This is a genomic window from Rhizobium sp. SU303 (assembly GCF_021052345.1).
GTDB lineage: Bacteria > Pseudomonadota > Alphaproteobacteria > Rhizobiales > Rhizobiaceae > Rhizobium > Rhizobium laguerreae.
In genome coordinates this window covers 163,692-181,484 of record NZ_CP088095.1, presented here as the reverse complement: position 1 = coordinate 181,484, position 17,793 = coordinate 163,692, and the positions used below count along the sequence as shown (strand labels likewise).

Sequence of the window (17,793 nt, the reverse complement as noted above, 5' to 3'; positions counted from 1 at the left end):
GTCTTCTTACCTGTGCTGCGCCCGAAGGCGGCAATCTCTTCAAGCCGTCTTCTTGACCTTGGAGGCGCGAATGCTCTCGGCGGCGCGTTCGACGCGGGCAAGGCCCTCGCGGGCTTCCTCGGCGGTGACCACGAGCGGCGGAAGAAGGCGGATGACATTATCGCCGGCAGGCACGCCGAGCAGATGGGCGGCGCGGATCGCCTGCAGCAGCTCGGCTGAGGGAACGGCAGCCTTAATGCCGAGCAACAGCCCCTCGCCGCGCACATCTTCGATCACATCGGGATAACGATCCTTCAGCGAGGCGAGGCCCTGGCGGAAGACCAGTGCTACGTCGCGCACCTGCTGGAGGAAGCCATCGGCAAGGATGATGTCGAGCACGGCGCTGCCGACGGCCATGGCGAGCGGATTGCCGCCATAGGTCGAGCCATGCGTGCCGGCCTTCATGCCGGAGGCGGCCTCGGCGGTTGCGAGGCAGGCGCCGAGCGGGAAACCGCCGCCGATGCCCTTGGCAACAGCCATGATGTCGGGGGTGACGCCCGACCATTCATGAGCGAAGAGCTTGCCGGTGCGGCCGACGCCGGTCTGGACCTCGTCGAGGATCAACAGCAGGCCGTTCTCGTCGCAGATCTGGCGAAGCGCCTTCATGAACTCAGGTGTGGCAGGACGGACGCCGCCCTCGCCCTGCACGGGCTCGATGAGGATGCCGGCGGTCGCCTCGGTGATCGCGGCGCGGACCGCTTCGATGTCGCCGAAAGCCACCTGATCGAAACCCGGCGCCTTGGGACCGAAACCTTCGAGATATTTTTCCTGGCCGCCGGCGGCGATCGTCGCCAGCGTCCGTCCGTGGAAGGCGCCTTCGAAGGTGATGATATGGAAACGCTCGGGATGGCCCTTGGAAAACTGGTAGCGGCGCGCCGTCTTGATCGCGCATTCGAGCGCCTCGGCGCCCGAATTGGTGAAGAACACCTTGTCGGCGAAGGTGGCGTCCGTCAGCCGTTTTGCCAGACGCTCCTGGCCGGGGATCTCATAGATGTTCGACAGGTGCCAGACCTTGTCGGCCTGCTCCTTCAGTGCGCCGACCACATGCGGATTGCTGTGGCCGACTGACGTGACGGCGACGCCGGCGCCGAAATCGAGATATCGCTCGCCAGTCTCGGTGATCAGCCATACGCCCTCGCCTCGCTCGAACCGCAGCGGGGCACGAGAATAGGTGTCATAAAGCGGCGCGGCTTCAGCCATGGCGCGATCTCCATCAAAGTTGGCGGGCAATGACTCCGGCTAAGGAAACCATGCCCGAAAAATTAAAAATGCCGCCTTGCGGCGGCGACTGGCACTATTTCCTTTTCGCGCTGCAATGTCAACAAAACGGCGCCCTTAGCGTATGCAGCACAGGTGTACAGCGGCGTTTTCAGTCTTCAACAGGCATTATTGCAGAAATGCCACGCAGGGGCAGCAAGTTGGGGAAAACTACGAATTCGATTCATCCGGATTCATGCGACTCTTGTCACGGAGTCAGCCTCACACTAGGTTAAAGATCAATTACTAGACTGCATGCGGCGGAACTAGTCACCAAAATTGATCAAGCGTTTCTTGTTTCGGAGCTCCCGGGACAACGGTGAGGGATTCTGCCATCACCAACGCAAAAGGTGGAGACAGGGCATGAACTGGACAGACGAGCGGGTCGAGAAACTCAAGAAGCTTTGGGCCGAAGGACTGAGCGCCAGCCAGATTGCTGCGCAGCTTGGCGGGGTCAGCAGAAACGCGGTCATCGGCAAAGTGCACCGGTTGTGCCTTCCCGGCCGTGCCAAGGCCGGCGGCACCAACACTGCGGCGCGAACGCCGAAGCGCAACACATCGGCGCCGCGCGCACCGAACTACACCTCCCGGATCACGACCCGCACCGTCACCCGCCAGCAGGGCGCGACGATGCTGAAGGAAGAGATCGAGATCGAAACGATCGAGGAAATGGAATACGTGCCGAGAGGCAACGTGGTCGTGCCGATTTCGCGCCGCCTCGGCCTGACGGAACTGACCGAACGCACCTGCAAGTGGCCGGTCGGCGATCCGCTGAAGGACGACTTCCATTTCTGCGGCTGCGAATCCCCCGACAATTCGCCTTATTGCGGCTATCACCAGAAGCTCGCCTACCAGCCGGTCAACGAACGCCGCCGGGCAGCAGCGCGGGCAAGCTGAACGACAACCATCGTCAGAATGCAGAAAACGGGCCGAGTGGCCCGTTTTTTTATGCGCGTGGATGGAAGCGCTCGGGCATCCGAATTGCTTGTAAGGTTTCCTCCGTTATGCTCGGCCTTGTGCCGAGCATCTGACCACCCCAACTACTTTTGCCAAAAATCCTTTATTTTCAAATGCTTAATTTGGCGTGCGCAGATCCTCGGCACAAGGCCGAGGATCACGTCGCAGGTTCTGCCAGGGTTTTGTCAGCAGGCTCAGATGGAAGCCCTCAGGCTTCCATCGAATAACCGGCGCCGCGGACGGTGCGGATGACGTCCTGCATGTTGGAAAAATTCAGCGCCTTGCGCAGGCGCCCGACATGGACGTCGACGGTGCGCTCGTCGACATAGATATCGTGGCCCCAGACGCCATCGAGAAGCTGCGAGCGGGAGAAGACCCGGCCCGGCGACGACATCAGGAATTCCAGCAGGCGGAATTCGGTGGGGCCGAGGCGGACTTCGCGGCTCTTGCGATGGACGCGATGGGTTTCGCGGTCGAGCTCGATATCGCCGCATTTCAGCACCGTCGACAGCACCTCGGGACGCGCGCGGCGCAGCATCGCCTTGACGCGGGCAACGAGCTCGGGGGTCGAGAAGGGCTTGACGACATAATCGTCGGCACCCGTCGACAATCCGCGGACACGCTCGCTCTCCTCGCCGCGCGCCGTCAGCATGATGATCGGCAGTCGCTCGGTTTCCGGCCGCATGCGCAGGCGCCGGCAGAGCTCGATGCCGGAGACGCCCGGCAGCATCCAATCGAGGATGAGAAGATCGGGCGTGCGCTCCTGGAGCCTCATTTCGGCTTCGTCGCCACGAAGGATGGTATCGACCTCGAAGCCTTCCGCTTCGAGATTGTAGCGAAGAAGCACGCTGAGGGCTTCCTCGTCTTCAACAACTGCAACTCTCGGGATCATGCGTGTCGGTCTCCTCGCGCATCATCCTTAAATCAGGGGTGATTTAAGCAATTCATCCTGCGCAAATTCAGAAATTGGCTGCGACCTCTTTGCGCGCCCCGGACGGGCGCGCACGCAACTAATTGTGCGGGCGGTTATTCCGTGACCGCACCGACGGTGTTGGCGCTGTCGTCCTTCGGACGATCGCCTTCCGGCTGTGCGCCTGTCGTCATGTAAAAGATCGTCTCGGCGATGTTGGTGGCATGGTCGCCGATGCGCTCGATATTCTTGGCGCAGAAGAGAAGATGCGTGCAGCTGGTGATGTTGCGCGGATCTTCCATCATATAGGTCAGAAGTTCGCGGAACAGCGAGGTGTACATCGCGTCGATCTCGTTGTCGCGTTCACGGATCGCATTCGCCTTGTCGGCTGAACGATTGGTGTAGACATCGAGTACTTCCTTGAGCTGGACGAGCGCCAGCTCGGACAGATGCTCGAGGCCGCGGGCGAGCTTACGGGGAACGCCGGTGCTTTGGACGGCGATGACGCGCTTGGCGGTGTTTTTGCCGAGGTCGCCGACGCGTTCGAGATCGGCGGCGATGCGGATCGAACCCATGATTTCACGCAGGTCCGAGGCCATCGGCTGACGGCGGGCGATGGTGACGATCGCCTTGTCGCCGATTTCGCGTTCGGCGTGATCGAGGATCACATCGTCGGATATGACCTTCTGCGCCAGTGCGGTATCGCCGTTGACGAGGGCGCGGACGGCTTCGCTGACCATCTGCTCGGCCAGGCCGCCCATTTCGGAAATCCGCCTGGACAGGAACTTCAGATCATCATCGTAGGCAGAAAAAATATGTGTCGATGCCATGGGGCTTTATCCTCGAATAACGGGAAGGCTTGGTGTCGCCAAAATCAACCGAAGCGACCCATGATGTAGTCCTGGGTGCGCGGATCGTCGGGATTGGTGAACATCTTGTCGGTGTCGTTCTCCTCGACGAGATTGCCGAGGTGGAACATGGCGGTGCGCTGCGAGACACGCGCGGCCTGCTGCATGGAGTGGGTGACGATGACGATCGTGTAGTTCTCGCGCAGCTCGTGGATCAGTTCCTCGACCTTGGCGGTGGCGATCGGATCGAGCGCCGAGCAGGGCTCGTCCATCAGGATGACTTCAGGGCTGACGGCGACGGCACGCGCAATGCAGAGGCGCTGCTGCTGACCGCCCGACAGGCCGGTGCCGGATTCATGCACGCGGTCCTTGACCTCGTTCCAGAGGCCGGCGCGCTGCAGGCTGGTCTCGACGATCTGGTCGAGATCGGCCTTCGACTTGGCAAGGCCATGGATGCGCGGGCCGTAGGAGACGTTTTCATAGATCGTCTTCGGGAACGGGTTCGGCTTCTGGAAGACCATGCCGACGCGGGCGCGAAGCTCGACGACGTCAATATCGGGATCATAGACATCGTCGGTATCAAGCGTGATCTTGCCGGTGACGCGGCAGCCGTCGATCGTATCGTTCATGCGGTTGAGGCACCGCAGGAAGGTCGACTTGCCGCAGCCGGACGGGCCGATCAGAGCGGTTACGGTGTTTTCGCGGACGTTCAGGTTCACATCGAAAAGCGCGCGCTTCTCGCCGTAGTATACCGAGACATCCTTTCCGATCATCTTATAAGGGACGTTGCTCATCTTCTGATCCAGCGCCTTTTCAACTGCAGCTTCCGTCAACATGTTCATGATCTTGTAACTCCGTTTACCAGCGGCGCTCGAAGCGACGACGCAAGAGGATGGCGCCCATGTTCATGACGATCAGGAACAGGAGCAGGACGATGATGGCACCCGAAGTACGCTCAACGAAGGCACGTTCGGCCTCGTTGGCCCACATATAGACCTGTACGGGCAGAGCCGTCGAGGGATCGAGCGGTGTCGTCGGCGCATTGGCGACGAAGGCGACCATGCCGATCAGGAGCAGCGGCGCGGTTTCGCCGAGCGCGTGCGCCAGGCCGATGATCGTGCCGGTCAGGATGCCCGGCATGGCGAGCGGCAGCACATGGTGGAACACCATCTGCATCTTCGAAGCGCCAAGGCCGAGCGCTGCGGCGCGGATCGACGGCGGCACGGCGCGCAGTGCCGCACGCGTCGCGATGATGATCGTCGGCAGGGTCATCAGCGTCAGCACCAGGCCGCCGACCAGCGAGGCCGAGCGCGGCAGGCCGATGAAATTGATGAAGACGGAAAGACCGAGCAGACCATAGACGATCGAAGGCACCGCGGCGAGGTTGTTGATGTTGACCTCGATCAGGTCCGTCAGCTTGTTCTTCGGCGCGAACTCCTCGAGATAGATCGAGGCGGCGACGCCGATCGGCAGAGCGAGCACGAGCACGATCAGCATCAGGTAGAGCGAGCCGATCAGGGCGACGCCAAGGCCTGCGGCCTCCGGACGGCTGGAATTGCCGTTGACGAAGAGGCCGGTGTTGAACTGCTTGTGGAGCGCGCCGCTCGCCTTCAGTTCGTTCATCCAGCCGACCTGCTTGTCGTTGACCTTGCGGTTCTTCTCATCGACCGAGAGGTCGATCTGGGCCTTGTTGGCGCTGTCGACATTGGCGTCGGCGAGCACCGTGACATTGACCGTCTTGCCGATGATCGACGGATCGGCAATCACCATATCGCGCAGCTGGATCGGCGCGCTTTTCGACAGCATGGCGGATGCATCGCGCACGTCGGGACGGCTCGAGGCATTGATGTTCAGCTGCTTGACGATCGCGTCACGCAGGAGAACCGGATAGTTGGCGGCGATCAGCACCGAAGGGTCGGTCGCACGCTTATTGTCGGGGTCGATCGTCTTCTCGACGAATTCGATCGGCAGGGTGATCGCCGTCTGCTGGAAGGCGGTATAACCTTTGCCGATTACCGTCCACAGCAGGATGAAGAGGAAGACGAGGCCGAAGGTGATGGCGGCGATGCCATAGGCCTGGAACCGGCGCTCGGCGGCATAGCGGCGCTTGATGCCGATATCGCGGCGCGCGGGCGCCTTGGAAACGGTGACGCCTGATGTGGGAGAAACAATATCCGTCATTCGTACTGCTCCCGGTATTTGCGCACGATGTAAAGCGCATAGATATTGAGGCAAAGCGTGATGCAAAACAGCGTGATGCCAAGGGCAAAGGCAACCAGCGTCTGCGGCGAGGTGAACTCAAGGTCGCCGGTCAGCTGGTTGACGATCTTGACCGTCACCGTCGTCATCGGCTCGAACGGGTTGATCTGGATGCGGGCGGCCACACCGGCGGCCAGCACGACGATCATGGTTTCGCCGACGGCGCGCGAGGCAGTCATCAGCAACGCGCCGACGATGCCGGGAAGGGCTGCGGGCAAGACCACCTTCTTGACGGTTTCGGAGCGTGTGGCACCAAGACCGAGCGAACCGTCACGCAGTGACCGCGGCACGGCGGTGATGATATCGTCCGACAGCGAGGACACGTAAGGGATCAGCATGATGCCCATGACGATACCGGCCGTCAGAACGCTCTGCGCCTGAATGAAATTGCTGTAGTTGCCGGACAGAAGGCCGCTGACCTGGGCGGAGAAATCGCGCAGGAACGGACCGACGGTGACGAGCGCGAAGAAGCCGTAGACGATCGTCGGAATGCCGGCGAGCACTTCCAGCAGCGGCTTGGCGATCGAGCGCACCTTCATCGAAGCGTATTCGGCCATGTAGATGGCGGCAAAGAGGCCGACCGGCACGGCGACCAGCATGGCGACCAGGCCGATATAGATCGTACCGAGCAGCAGCGGGATCAGGCCGAACTGACCGAAGGACGAGCTGCCGGCGCCGGCAAAGCGCGGATCCCAGACCGTGCCGAAGAAGAAGTCCATGGCGGGAACGGCCGTAAAGAAGCGGGCGGCTTCCGACAGCATGGAGAGCACGATGCCGATCGTCGTCAGAATGGCGATCGAAGAGGCGAGCAGCAGGCCCCAGAGCATGACGCGCTCGACCCGGTTGCGGGCGCGGAAGCGCGGAGCGATGGAGCGCAGCGCATAGAAGGCGCCGGCAATGGCGAGCGCGAAGACGATCGCCGTCATGGCGATGCGGCTCGTCAAGCTCATGGCGTTGAGCGTCCTGGCGGCGTCGATCATGTAAGGCAGCGGCTGGCCGGCAAGCGGCACGCCCTTTTCGAGGAGCTTGGCCTGAAGCGCAGCCGGATCGTTGCCGACCGCCGCAGTTTCATCCGAGGTCAGCATCGTCAGGCCGCGGGCGACCGTCGCCACCGTCGAATAACCAAGATCCTGCTCGACCGAGACCTGAGCCTTGATGTCGTCAGGGAAAGCGCTGCGAACCGAAGACTGGATGATGCCGGGGCTGATGGAGAGCCAGAGGCCAAGGACGATGAGGGCGGGAAGAACTGCCCAGATCGCCGCATAGGCGCCGTAATAGGCCGGCCGTGAATGCAGTGCGGAGGATCTGCCTCCGGCAAGCGCCGTGGCACGGTTGCGCGCGACCAGATAGGCGGCGACTCCGATCACCACAAGGCACAAAAGTATGATGGATGTGCTCATTCGTTACGTCCCCAGGCCCATAGCCCCAAAAAGCCCGGCAGCTTCGTCAGCTGCCTTCAGCTTCCAATCATGGAGAAGAAATTCAACCCTGCAGCGGACATGCCCGGCAGGGACATAAGCAATGCCGGCGCGGGCTGAAAGGCACCGCGCCGGCAAAATTCATTACATAGCCTTACCGGCTTCGACTTCCTTGCGGATCGCTTCGCGCTCGGCATCCGGAGCGGCAACGAGGCCGTATTCGACGAGCGGGCTGTCAGGGCCGATCATCTGGTCGGATACGAAGAAGTTGACGTATTCCTTCAGGCCCGGAACAGCGCCGAGATGTGCCTTCTTGACGTAGAAGAACAGCGGGCGGGAAACCGGGTAAGTGCCGTTGGCGATCGTTTCGGTGGACGGAACGATACCGCTCATCGAAGCAACCTTGAGCTTGTCGGCGTTGTTTTCATAGAAGGAAAGGCCGAATACGCCGACGCCGGTCTTGTTGGCGGCGATGCGCGCCAGGGTTTCCGGATAGTCGCCGTCGATGTCAACGGCGACGCCGTCCTTGCGGACTGCGACGCAGGCCTTGCCCTGGGCAGCCTTCTCGGCGATTTCCTTAGCGATGACGTCGGTTGCGCCAGAGGCCTTGCAGCCGGCAGCGAGAACGTTCTGTTCGAAGACTTCGCGGGTGCCGTGCTTTTCGCCCGGAATGTAGGCAGCAATATCAACAGCCGGAAGCTTCGGGTTGACTTCCGACCACTTCTTGTAGGGGTTGGCGACGAGCTTGCCGTCGACGACGACCTGGGCTGCGAGGGCCTTGTAGATATCGGCAGGAACGTAAGCGAGATCAGGGTTGGAAGCGTCGGTTGCGAAGACGATGCCGTCATAACCGATCTTGACTTCCTGGATGTCCGTTACGCCGGCAGCCTTGCAGGCTTCCAGTTCGTTCTTGTTGATCGGACGCGATGAATTCGCAATATCGATGGTGTCTTCGCCAACGCCCTTGCAGAATTCCTTCAGACCAGCGCCCGAGCCGCCGGATTCGACGACCGGCGTCTTGAAGTTGGTGAAGGTTTCGCCGAAGGACTCGGCAACGATCTTTGCGTAAGGCAGGACGGTGGACGAACCAGCGACCTGAATCTGGTCGCGGGCGACGGCAGCGCCAGCGAAAGCAGCAGTTGCAGCGAGCGCGGCAACGGTGAGCTTGAAGGTGTTCATTAGAAATCTCCCGCATTGGGCTTGTGTGAGTGCGGCCTTAGAGAGGCCCTCGCATTGCCTTTTTTCATCGGCGGGACTCTCTTAGCTCTTGAAGCCTCGTCCTTTTATGTCAAATCGATGAAACATTTGTGACAATATAAGTTATTGATTTAAAATGATAAAATTATGCAACGTAAAAGTGTTGCGACATATCGTTAGAAGCGGACGGTAAAATCGGTGCCTTTGCCGACTTCCGACTTGACGATCAGCCGCGCCCGGTGGCGGGTGAGGATGTGTTTGACGATCGCAAGGCCGAGGCCGGTGCCCTTTTTCGAGCGGCTGTCCTCGATGCTGACCCGGTAGAAGCGCTCCGTCAGCCGCGGCACATGCTCGGCCGGGATGCCCGGGCCCCTGTCGACGATGCTGACCTCGACCGGCTGGCCGGTGCCGTTCTTCAGCCAGACATCGACGATCTCGCCCTCCTGGCCGTATTTGCAAGCATTTTCCATCAGGTTCTCAAAGACCTGGACAAGTTCGTCGCGATCTCCCAGCACCTCGACCTTACCATCCGGCAGATGCAGATTGATGTCGACGCCGACATCCCTGGCGAGCGGCACCAGCGCATCCCTGACATGGCCGAGCAGCGGCACCAGATCGATCTTCTCATCCGGCGCAATGTGCGATTTCAGCTCCAGGCGGGAGAGCGACAGCAGGTCGTCGACCAGCCGGCTCATGCGCGTCGTCTGGTCGAGCATGATGTTGAGGAAACGCGCCTGCGCCTTCAGATCGTTCTTCGCCGGCCCCTGGATGGTCTCGATGAAGCCGCGCAGCGAGGCAAGCGGCGTGCGCAGCTCGTGGCTGGCATTGGCGACGAAATCCGAGCGCATGCGGTCGATGCGGCGGACCTCGGAAATATCGCGGAAGGACAGGATGAAGTAGCGCTCGTGCGGCCCGTCTCCGGCCGCGAATTCTATGGGCGCGCTGCGCACGATATAGACGCGCTCGGACGGCAGCCGCTCGGAATGCTCGATCTGGTTCGGTGCGTTGGTGGCGATGGTTTCGCGCACCATGTCGAGCACGCCGGGCGAGCGCATACGGGCCGATATATGGGCGCCGAGCGCCACCTCGCCGAAGGCCTTTTCGGCAGCGCGGTTCTGGAAGAGCACCGAGGCGTCGTCCGACAGCACCATGACGGGGATATCGAGGCCGGAGAGCGTGGCGGAAACTTCAGGCAGCCGGCTTGGCGGCGCTTCCGGCTCGATCTCCACCGGCGGGGCCGGCTCGGCCTCAATGATCGGCGCCTCATTGAAAAGCGCCGTGAGGATCATCACAAGCAGCAGGACAAGCACAACCCACTTGTTCATGCCGGCGGCAAGCGCGGCGAGCGCGCTGAGGATTGCTGCCAGCAGCACCGGCCGTTCGCGCCTTATGCGCGCCAACAGGCTTTTTCTCCATGGAGTTTCGTCTGGCAAGTGCCCTCGCGCCGTCGATTCGTTTTTCTTATATTGAACTCTGCCTGATAGCGGCAATTCATGACAGAAGTTTTCGGGCTACCGCTTTGAAGCGAAAAGCCGCAGCAGAAACCCACGAAAAATTATCGGTCGACCGCGAAAGATTTGATTTTCAACGGTAAATATGTTCGCTTGCAGGAAGAGAAGCGATCGGGCTGTGGAGGCTGATATGGACGAGGACGTCGAAAACAGGGCCGTGGAGCTGGAGATCCGCGGAAAGAAGCGCATCTTCGATGTCGACGATCCCACTCTGCCGGCCTGGGTGGAGGAACGCGCGCTGGAATCCGGCGACTTTCCCCACAAGAAGAAGCTCAAGGAGGAGGACTATCTGGAGCAGCTGGAAAAGCTGCAGATCGAACTCGTCAAAGTGCAGTTCTGGCTGCAGGCGACCGGCAAGCGGGTGATGGCGCTGTTCGAAGGGCGCGACGCTGCCGGCAAGGGCGGCGCGATTTCGGCCTCCTCGGCGAATATGAACCCACGCCTAGCGCGCGTCGTGGCGCTGACCAAGCCGACCGACCGCGAGCAGGGACAATGGTATTTCCAGCGCTATGTCGCGCAGTTTCCGACGGCTGGCGAATTCGTGCTGTTCGACCGCTCCTGGTACAACCGCGCCGGCGTCGAGCCGGTCATGGGCTTCTGCACGCCGCAGCAATATGAGGATTTCCTCAAGCAGGCGCCGCAGCTCGAAAAGATCATCGCCCATGAGGGCATCTTCTTCTTCAAATTCTATCTCGATATCGGCCGCGAGATGCAGCTCAAGCGCTTCCACGACCGCCGGCACGATCCGCTGAAAGTCTGGAAACTGTCGTCGATGGATATCGCGGCGCTGACGAAATGGGACGATTACAGCGACAAGCGCAACAGAATGCTGAAGGAAACCCATACGGATTTTGCGCCCTGGACGGTGATCCACGGCAATGACAAGCGGCGCGCGCGCCTCGAACTCATCCGCCACATGCTGAACAAGATGGATTATGACGGCAAGGACAGACAGGCGCTCGGCACGGTCGACGCGGAGATCATCGGCTCAGGGCCTGGCTTTTTGAAATAGGGCACCGATCGCATCGGGACCGGGGTCACCGGCTCTGCCGGGACCGGGGTCACTGTCCCGGCAGGATGCGGATGGCGAAGAGGTTGATGCCGCGCGCCTTGCCGTCGAGATCGCTGTTGATCGTCAGCGTGCCCGGCGAATTCGGCGCGAGCGAGCGGTCGAACTTCACCTGCAGCAGCGCATCCGACTTTTCCCGGGTGACGGTGAAGCGGTGGCGGGCGCAATTGCCGAGCGTCTGGAAATTGCATTCGACGGTGATCTGCGTCGGCTCGTCGGTGGTGGATTGCAGCGTCAGCGCGATCGTCGAGGATTTGCCGGCCAGCTGCTGCAGCACCGATGGCGGCACGCTGATCGAGATATTGCCATCGGCTGCACCGCTTTCGGAAATCAGCCGGATGGCCGGACCGTCATTCTCGGTGATCTTTTCGGTGCGCGCCCGCGGGCCGGTCTGCATCTTGTCGGCGTCCTCAGGCTTGAACAGCGGGATCCAATCGGCCGAGAAACTGTTCTGCGGATCGATGGTGACCGGCTGATCGGTGTGTGAGCCCGCATTCCCGGCGCTATCGTCATTGCCAGTGAAATCCTCCGGCTGGGTGCTTGCCGGCGGATTGGCAACGCTGGTGTCGCGCTCGGCCGCCGTCATCAGCAGGCCCGACGTATACGCCCACCAGGCGCCGATGCCGATAAAGGCAAGCAGGACGCACCAGACGAGCAGTCTCGAAAAGAATTTCCGCGGCTTGCGGCGACCTGCCGCGCGCTCCGGGCGGAAATCCATGGTGGTGGCGCGCTGACTGCGGGCAAGGCGTTCCTCGCCGAGGGGAGCGGCAGCCAGATGATCGGTATTGCCGGCATGCACGTCGTGGAGGCTGGACTCGTCGCCGCGGCTGAAGGCTACCTCTGGGGTGCGGGTTTCGCCTGCGGGCACGGGACTATCGATAAGGCTGTCGATATCGGCCACATCACCGCGCGGAACCGGCGGTGCGGGCATTTCCACGACCGGCGGCACCGGCACTTCAGGCGGCCTCTGGCGGGGGTGAAGGCGGTCGCGCTCCTCGCCTTCGATGGCGTGGATGGTGCTTTCCAGGCGGTGGCGGTGATGGGCGACGACTTCGGTGTCGGTGATATCCTGCTTGCGCAGACCGGCTTCCAGCGCCTGGCGGGCCGACTGATAGATCCTCGCTCGAACCTCCGGATTGTCGCGATCGGAATTCTCGAGCGCTGTTCTGATGGCCGTTTCTAATCCGCTCACATCCAGTCCTTCACCTTGAACTCGGCATCGGACTGCAATCCCTGCCGTTCTCCATCAAAATTCGGTAACGGCAAGTGCGGCAAACCGCAAGCCTTGCGAGCCCGGCCGCAGTCGATCGGCGGGGATATCGGCAGCTTTCACCGCTTACGGGCCTTATTCTATTAGCTTTCTCGCGCATATATTCGGGCCGAAATCGACGAAGGCAATGGCAGCCGGTCTTTTATCGCCTTTTCTTCTCTGTTATGAGATTGACGTTTTCGTAAACGTCAATGGAGGTGATGACCATGGCCCTGCCCCCGATCCTGAGGGACAAATTGAGACTGCCGGTCATCGGCTCGCCGCTCTTCATCATCTCGCACCCGGCGCTGACGCTGGCGCAATGCAAGGCGGGCATCGTCGGAGCGTTTCCGGCGCTGAACGCCCGGCCGGAAAGCCAGCTCGACGAATGGCTGGCGGAAATTACGGAGGAGCTCGCCCGCCACGACGCCGCCCATCCGGAGCGGCCGGCCGCGCCCTTCGCCGTCAACCAGATCGTCCACATGTCGAACAAGCGGCTGGAGCACGACCTGTCACTCTGCGTCAAATACAAGGTGCCGATCGTCATCTCCTCGCTCGGCGCCGTGCCCGAGGTCAATGCGGCCGTCCATTCCTATGGCGGCATCGTGCTGCATGACATTATCAACAACCGCCACGCCCATTCGGCGATCCGCAAGGGCGCCGACGGGCTGATTGCGGTCGCGGCAGGCGCCGGCGGCCATGCCGGCACGCTCTCGCCCTTTGCCCTTGTCCAGGAAATCCGCGAATGGTTCGACGGACCGCTGCTGCTGGCAGGCGCGATCGCCACCGGCGGCGCGATCCTTGCCGCAGAAGCGATGGGCGCCGACATGGCCTATATCGGCTCACCCTTCATCGCCACTGAAGAGGCGCGCGCTGCGGACGCCTACAAGCAGGCGATCGTCGAAGGGGCAGCTGGCGATATCGTCTATTCCAACTATTTCACCGGCGTGCACGGCAACTATCTCAAGCCCTCGATCGTGGCCGCCGGCATGGACCCCGACAACCTGCCGCTTGCCGATGTCTCGAAGATGGACTTCGAACAGGCTGTCGGCGGCGCCAAGGCCTGGAAGGACATATGGGGCAGCGGCCAGGGCATCAGCGCCATCAAGGCCGTCGAGCCGGTGGTAAATCTCGTCGACCGGCTGGAGGCCGAATACAGGGCAGCGCGTGCCCGGCTGGCGCTCTGAGGCGCGCCTTCCCGCCCCTCCCCTCTTTTTTGCCAAAGCCATGACAGGGTGCTTGAAATCTTCCAACAATGGCTGTATCAGCGCCATGCAAATCGCAGGCCGCATGCTTCGGCCGTGAGGGGCCGCTTTAGCTCAGGTGGTAGAGCACATCATTCGTAATGATGGGGTCGCAGGTTCGAGTCCTGCAAGCGGCACCATTTCTTTATAAGCCTCATTTAAAAATCCTTCGTTTACCTTTAGCTGCCTTTGGCCACTCGGCAGGCAAAATTTCAGTAATTAGAGCCTCTTCACTCATGGCGGCTGGACTGCCCTTCATCTACATATGCGCGACCGATATCGATCGAACGAGAGCAGGTTTGCGATTAGGAGGATCTATGAGGACATCGCTGTTAAGTATCGCGCTTTTCACATTTAGCTTGTCCGCTGCGCAGGCAGCAGACTTCCCTCTCGCCTCATGTGCTGGATGGAACGGAACGCTTGTCAGCAGGACCGGCACCGATTCAAGCACCGCAGTTATGAAAGGAAAGGTCACTCAAGCCAATTTCCGGGAATACTGCGAGCGAGACCCAGGAGGTGAGACAACAGCACATGGCGGCAAACTTACTGTAAAGCAGTGCGTGGCAACGTATACAAAAGCGAATGGGAAAGACACCTACCGCTCCACCGCCAATTGCATCGAAGGCACCCTGTCCTTCGTTCCTCCTCGTGGAGAACCGCTGCGTGTCACTTTCCCATTACCAGAGGACGCAGATGTGTCGTGCGCCTCAGGCGGCGCGAGAGTTTCATTTGATGGATGACGAATGACAGGAGGGCCGTCTCAGCACTCCGGTCAACAAAAAGTTGACTACTCGCGGGAGGGTGTTAATTATAGTTCACAGAAATACACGGTTCTCCAGACAGCCGAATTCCAGAAATGGCTGCGCAAGCTGAAGGATCGGAATGCAAGAGACCGAATTGTCACGCGCATCGTTCGTGCGGAGGCTGGCAATTTGGGTGATCACAAATTCTTCGATGGCATCGGGGAATTGAGGCTCGACTACGGTCCTGGGTACCGTTTGTATTTTGCAATGCAGGGCAGCGTTGTCGTTATTCTCCTGTGCGGGGGCGACAAGGGCAGCCAGGATCGGGACATCAAGCGAGCAATCGAAATGTCCAAGGAGATATGAGATGGCGCTTGAAATCATCCCTTTTGACGCAACCGAGTTTCTGGATACCGAAGAATCTCAGGCCCATCTCATTGAAGATGCGTTTGAAAGCGGTGATGCAGGTTATATCGCGCACGCATTGGGCGTTGTTGCGAAAGCTCGTGGTATGTCACAGGTCGCTCGGGATGCCGGCGTTACCCGTGAGGCTCTCTACAAATCGCTCAGTGAAAAAGGCGACCCAAAGCTTTCAACGCTCATCGGTGTAGCCGCAGCTCTCGGATACAAGCTGACAGCGACGCGTGTGGATGATTCAGATACACACGAGGACGCGCGTCGATCTGCTTAGCAAGCACGATCCAACCAATTCGGACGCTGCGGCCGATCTGGCCTTTAAGCAAAGTTTCGAGCCTCGACAGCCCGCTTCTATGCCCATCATGGAGATGCAGGTCCAGTAGTCCCCCCAGGCGCCATTATCTGCCCCAATCAAACGACCGTGAAAACCCCAACCCCGACAGGAACAATGCTCCCGCCCAGCAGGTTTTCTCCCGTGAGACAACAAGCATGGAGAAAATCATGTCCTGCAAGTTCATCGCGATATCACTGCTTTCGATTGGTCTGGCCGGCCCGGCGCTGGCGCAGACGGCTGGGGGCGCGGATGCCAATGGGCGGCTTTCGGTGGCGCCGATTATCGGTGGATCGGGGAGTGCGGGCGCCGGTTCCGCAGGCGCTGGGTCGGCTGGCAGTGGTTCTGTCGGCGGCGGCGCAACGGGCACGGGGTCTATTGGTACCGGCTCGACGGGCACAGGGTCTGTCGGCACCGATTCCGGCACCACCGGCAGCACGACCGGCAATGGCGGCGTCAATCTCAACAGCGGCCGCAGCACGATCAATCCCGGCGGGGTCAATCCCAATCTGCAGCAGACGCCGGGTTGCACCAGTGGAAATGCGGACACCGGCTCGCTTGGCGAGGCATGCCCGCAATGAGGATGAGGTGATTGTTCGCCTTACCTTCTGACAAAACGAAGGCCCGGAGCGGAATGGCACCGGGCCTTCGCTTTCGGCCGCCACTTCGCCGACATCACGCGAAAACAATGGCTGGCGTCAGAAACCGGTCGCGGCCTGCTTTACCGGCCGGGCTTGAGGTCGTAAAAGAGCCACATCACTCCGCAAGCGGCACATCGCCCCACATCTCAGCCAGCCTGCCAATATTTCCGGCATCTGCGGAGCGCCCAAGAGGATCGTCATGTCGAATGCAGCGCAACGCTCGAACCGCGTGCTTATCGTCGCCACCATCATGCTCGCAACCTTTATGGTGGCGATCGAGGCGACGATCGTGGCGACCGCGATGCCGCGCATCGTCGGGGAGCTCGGCGGCTTTTCCTATTACAGCTGGGTGTTTTCGGCCTTCCTGCTGGCACAGTCGACGACGACGGTCATCTACGGCAAGCTTTCCGACATTTTCGGGCGCAAGCCGGTGCTGATCGGCGGCATCCTGATCTTCCTCGTCGGCTCATTGCTCTGCGGGCTTGCCTGGTCGATGATGTCGCTGGTGCTGTTCCGGCTGCTGCAGGGGCTCGGCGCCGGCGCCATCCAGCCGGTGACGATGACGATCATCGGCGATCTCTTCAAGCTCGAGGAACGCGGCCGCGTGCAGGGCGCGATGGCGACCGTCTGGGCGACCTCGGCCGTCGTCGGGCCGCTTGCCGGCGGCATCATCGTCGACAATATCTCCTGGGCCTGGATCTTCTGGATCAACCTGCCGATCGGCGTCATCTCTGTCATCGCCTTCATGATCTTCCTGAAGGAGGACGTGGCGCACAAGCAGGCACAGATCGATTACCTCGGATCGGTGCTGTTTTCGATCTCGATCGTGGCACTTCTCGTCATGCTGACGGAAACCGATGCGAGCGCCTGGATCCTGCTTTCGCTTTTCGCCGTCTTCGTGGTCACGGGCCTGCTCTTTCTCGCCCAGGAGAAGCGGGCGCCGGAGCCGATCATCTCGATCCCGCTGTGGAGCCGAAGGCTGATTGCGACCAGCAATGCGGCGACGCTGCTGGCCGGGATGGCGCTGATCGGGCTTTCGACTATCCTGCCGCTCTATGTGCAGGGCGTGCTCGGCCGCTCGCCTCTTGTCGCCGGCTTCACGCTGACCATGCTCGTCGTCGGCTGGCCTTTGGCGGTGATGCTCTCCAGCCGTTTCTACAAGGCCTTCGGCATCCGCCGCACGCTGCGCGTCGGCAGCCTGATGTTTCCTTTCGGCGCCTGTTTCCTGCTGTTCCTGACCCCTGACAGTTCGCCGGTCGTTGCCGGCGCCGGCTCGTTCTTCATGGGCTTCGGCATGGGTCTCATCAGCCTCACCAGCATCGTCTTGGTGCAGGACAGCGTCGAATGGTCGATGCGCGGCAGCGCCACGGCCTCGATCATCTTTGCCCGCAGCCTCGGCAATACGCTCGGCGCCACCGTGCTCGGCGCCATCCTCAACGCCGGCATCAACCATTATGCGAGCGGCGAGGCGGCGGCGGGCCTGCACGAGGTGCTGAACCAGCCGACCGGGCTTTCGGCGCTCGCCGCCGATCCGGCGATCCGCTCGATCTTCAACGCGGCCTTGCACTGGAGTTTCTGGGGCGTGGTCGTCGTCGCGGTGCTGACCTTCTTCACCACCTGGCTGATCCCGGTCGGGCCAAGCCAGAAGCGCGAGGGGGCGGCTGTCGCCAGCGGGGCGGCCTCGCATTAAGCAGTTCAGCTCG

Annotated in this window: 16 protein-coding genes and 1 tRNA gene; 8 read left to right on the top strand and 9 right to left on the bottom strand. The window is 61.1% G+C overall.

All coding sequences use genetic code 11. The features are described 5' to 3' along the window. Positions 1–39 precede the first annotated feature (39 nt). Positions 40–1,239, bottom strand: a complete 1,200-nt coding sequence (locus RlegSU303_RS00905; RefSeq protein ID WP_026158504.1) for an aspartate aminotransferase family protein — start codon at positions 1,237–1,239, stop codon at positions 40–42. A gap of 420 nt (positions 1,240–1,659) precedes the next feature. On the opposite strand from RlegSU303_RS00905, the gene RlegSU303_RS00900 reads away from it, so the two are divergent. Further along, a complete protein-coding gene (locus tag RlegSU303_RS00900) occupies positions 1,660–2,193 on the top strand; it encodes a GcrA family cell cycle regulator (protein ID WP_017958849.1) in 534 nt (177 codons plus the stop codon). 268 nt (positions 2,194–2,461) lie between these two features. Here the strand turns inward: RlegSU303_RS00900 and phoB are convergent, their stop codons facing one another. The 7 genes from phoB to phoR all read right to left on the bottom strand — a co-directional run bounded on the left by phoB (position 2,462) and on the right by phoR (position 10,285). Continuing rightward, positions 2,462–3,145: a phosphate regulon transcriptional regulator PhoB gene (phoB, locus tag RlegSU303_RS00895; protein WP_010068798.1), complete on the bottom strand. Its 684-nt coding sequence runs from the start codon at positions 3,143–3,145 to the stop codon at positions 2,462–2,464. Between the two features lie 134 nt (positions 3,146–3,279). Continuing rightward, positions 3,280–3,993, bottom strand: a complete 714-nt coding sequence (gene phoU, locus RlegSU303_RS00890) for a phosphate signaling complex protein PhoU (protein ID WP_003556199.1) — start codon at positions 3,991–3,993, stop codon at positions 3,280–3,282. A gap of 44 nt (positions 3,994–4,037) precedes the next feature. Further along, positions 4,038–4,853: a phosphate ABC transporter ATP-binding protein PstB gene (pstB, locus tag RlegSU303_RS00885; RefSeq protein WP_017958848.1), complete on the bottom strand. Its 816-nt coding sequence runs from the start codon at positions 4,851–4,853 to the stop codon at positions 4,038–4,040. Positions 4,854–4,869: 16 nt separating this feature from the next. After that, entirely contained in the window at positions 4,870–6,192 is a 1,323-nt protein-coding gene (pstA, locus tag RlegSU303_RS00880) for a phosphate ABC transporter permease PstA (RefSeq protein ID WP_017958847.1), read from the bottom strand. Then, positions 6,189–7,670, bottom strand: coding sequence for a phosphate ABC transporter permease subunit PstC (pstC, locus tag RlegSU303_RS00875; RefSeq protein ID WP_025393032.1), 1,482 nt, complete (start codon positions 7,668–7,670; stop codon positions 6,189–6,191). The genes pstA and pstC overlap by 4 nt, the downstream gene beginning before the upstream one ends. A gap of 162 nt (positions 7,671–7,832) precedes the next feature. Beyond that, complete coding sequence (locus RlegSU303_RS00870; RefSeq protein WP_017958845.1) at positions 7,833–8,867, bottom strand: substrate-binding domain-containing protein; 1,035 nt, start codon at positions 8,865–8,867, stop codon at positions 7,833–7,835. A 194-nt stretch (positions 8,868–9,061) separates the two neighbouring features. Then, a complete protein-coding gene (gene phoR, locus RlegSU303_RS00865; RefSeq protein ID WP_131644338.1) occupies positions 9,062–10,285 on the bottom strand; it encodes a phosphate regulon sensor histidine kinase PhoR in 1,224 nt (407 codons plus the stop codon). Positions 10,286–10,526: 241 nt separating this feature from the next. On the opposite strand from phoR, the gene ppk2 reads away from it, so the two are divergent. Next, on the top strand, positions 10,527–11,408 hold the full coding sequence (gene ppk2, locus RlegSU303_RS00860) for a polyphosphate kinase 2 (protein ID WP_017958843.1): 882 nt from the start codon (positions 10,527–10,529) through the stop codon (positions 11,406–11,408). Between the two features lie 49 nt (positions 11,409–11,457). Here the strand turns inward: ppk2 and RlegSU303_RS00855 are convergent, their stop codons facing one another. Next, positions 11,458–12,657, bottom strand: a complete 1,200-nt coding sequence (locus RlegSU303_RS00855; protein WP_131718631.1) for a regulator — start codon at positions 12,655–12,657, stop codon at positions 11,458–11,460. A gap of 284 nt (positions 12,658–12,941) precedes the next feature. Here RlegSU303_RS00855 and RlegSU303_RS00850 point away from each other — a divergent pair, with 284 nt between their 5' ends. From RlegSU303_RS00850 to RlegSU303_RS00825, 6 genes are all read left to right on the top strand, one after another. Further along, the gene (locus RlegSU303_RS00850) at positions 12,942–13,901 is read left to right on the top strand and encodes an NAD(P)H-dependent flavin oxidoreductase (RefSeq protein ID WP_131718630.1); all 960 of its coding nucleotides are present in this window, start codon (positions 12,942–12,944) and stop codon (positions 13,899–13,901) included. Between the two features lie 121 nt (positions 13,902–14,022). After that, positions 14,023–14,098, top strand: a tRNA-Thr gene (locus tag RlegSU303_RS00845). 603 nt (positions 14,099–14,701) lie between these two features. Continuing rightward, positions 14,702–15,067 carry a type II toxin-antitoxin system RelE/ParE family toxin gene (locus RlegSU303_RS00840; protein WP_131718629.1) on the top strand — a complete coding sequence of 122 codons (366 nt, stop codon included), beginning with the start codon at positions 14,702–14,704 and terminating at the stop codon, positions 15,065–15,067. Position 15,068: 1 nt separating this feature from the next. Then, the gene (locus tag RlegSU303_RS00835; RefSeq protein ID WP_131718628.1) at positions 15,069–15,392 is read left to right on the top strand and encodes an addiction module antidote protein; all 324 of its coding nucleotides are present in this window, start codon (positions 15,069–15,071) and stop codon (positions 15,390–15,392) included. 227 nt (positions 15,393–15,619) lie between these two features. Continuing rightward, positions 15,620–16,030 carry a hypothetical protein gene (locus RlegSU303_RS00830; protein WP_131718627.1) on the top strand — a complete coding sequence of 137 codons (411 nt, stop codon included), beginning with the start codon at positions 15,620–15,622 and terminating at the stop codon, positions 16,028–16,030. A 259-nt stretch (positions 16,031–16,289) separates the two neighbouring features. Then, the gene (locus RlegSU303_RS00825) at positions 16,290–17,780 is read left to right on the top strand and encodes an MDR family MFS transporter (protein WP_131718626.1); all 1,491 of its coding nucleotides are present in this window, start codon (positions 16,290–16,292) and stop codon (positions 17,778–17,780) included. Positions 17,781–17,793: the final 13 nt, after the last annotated feature.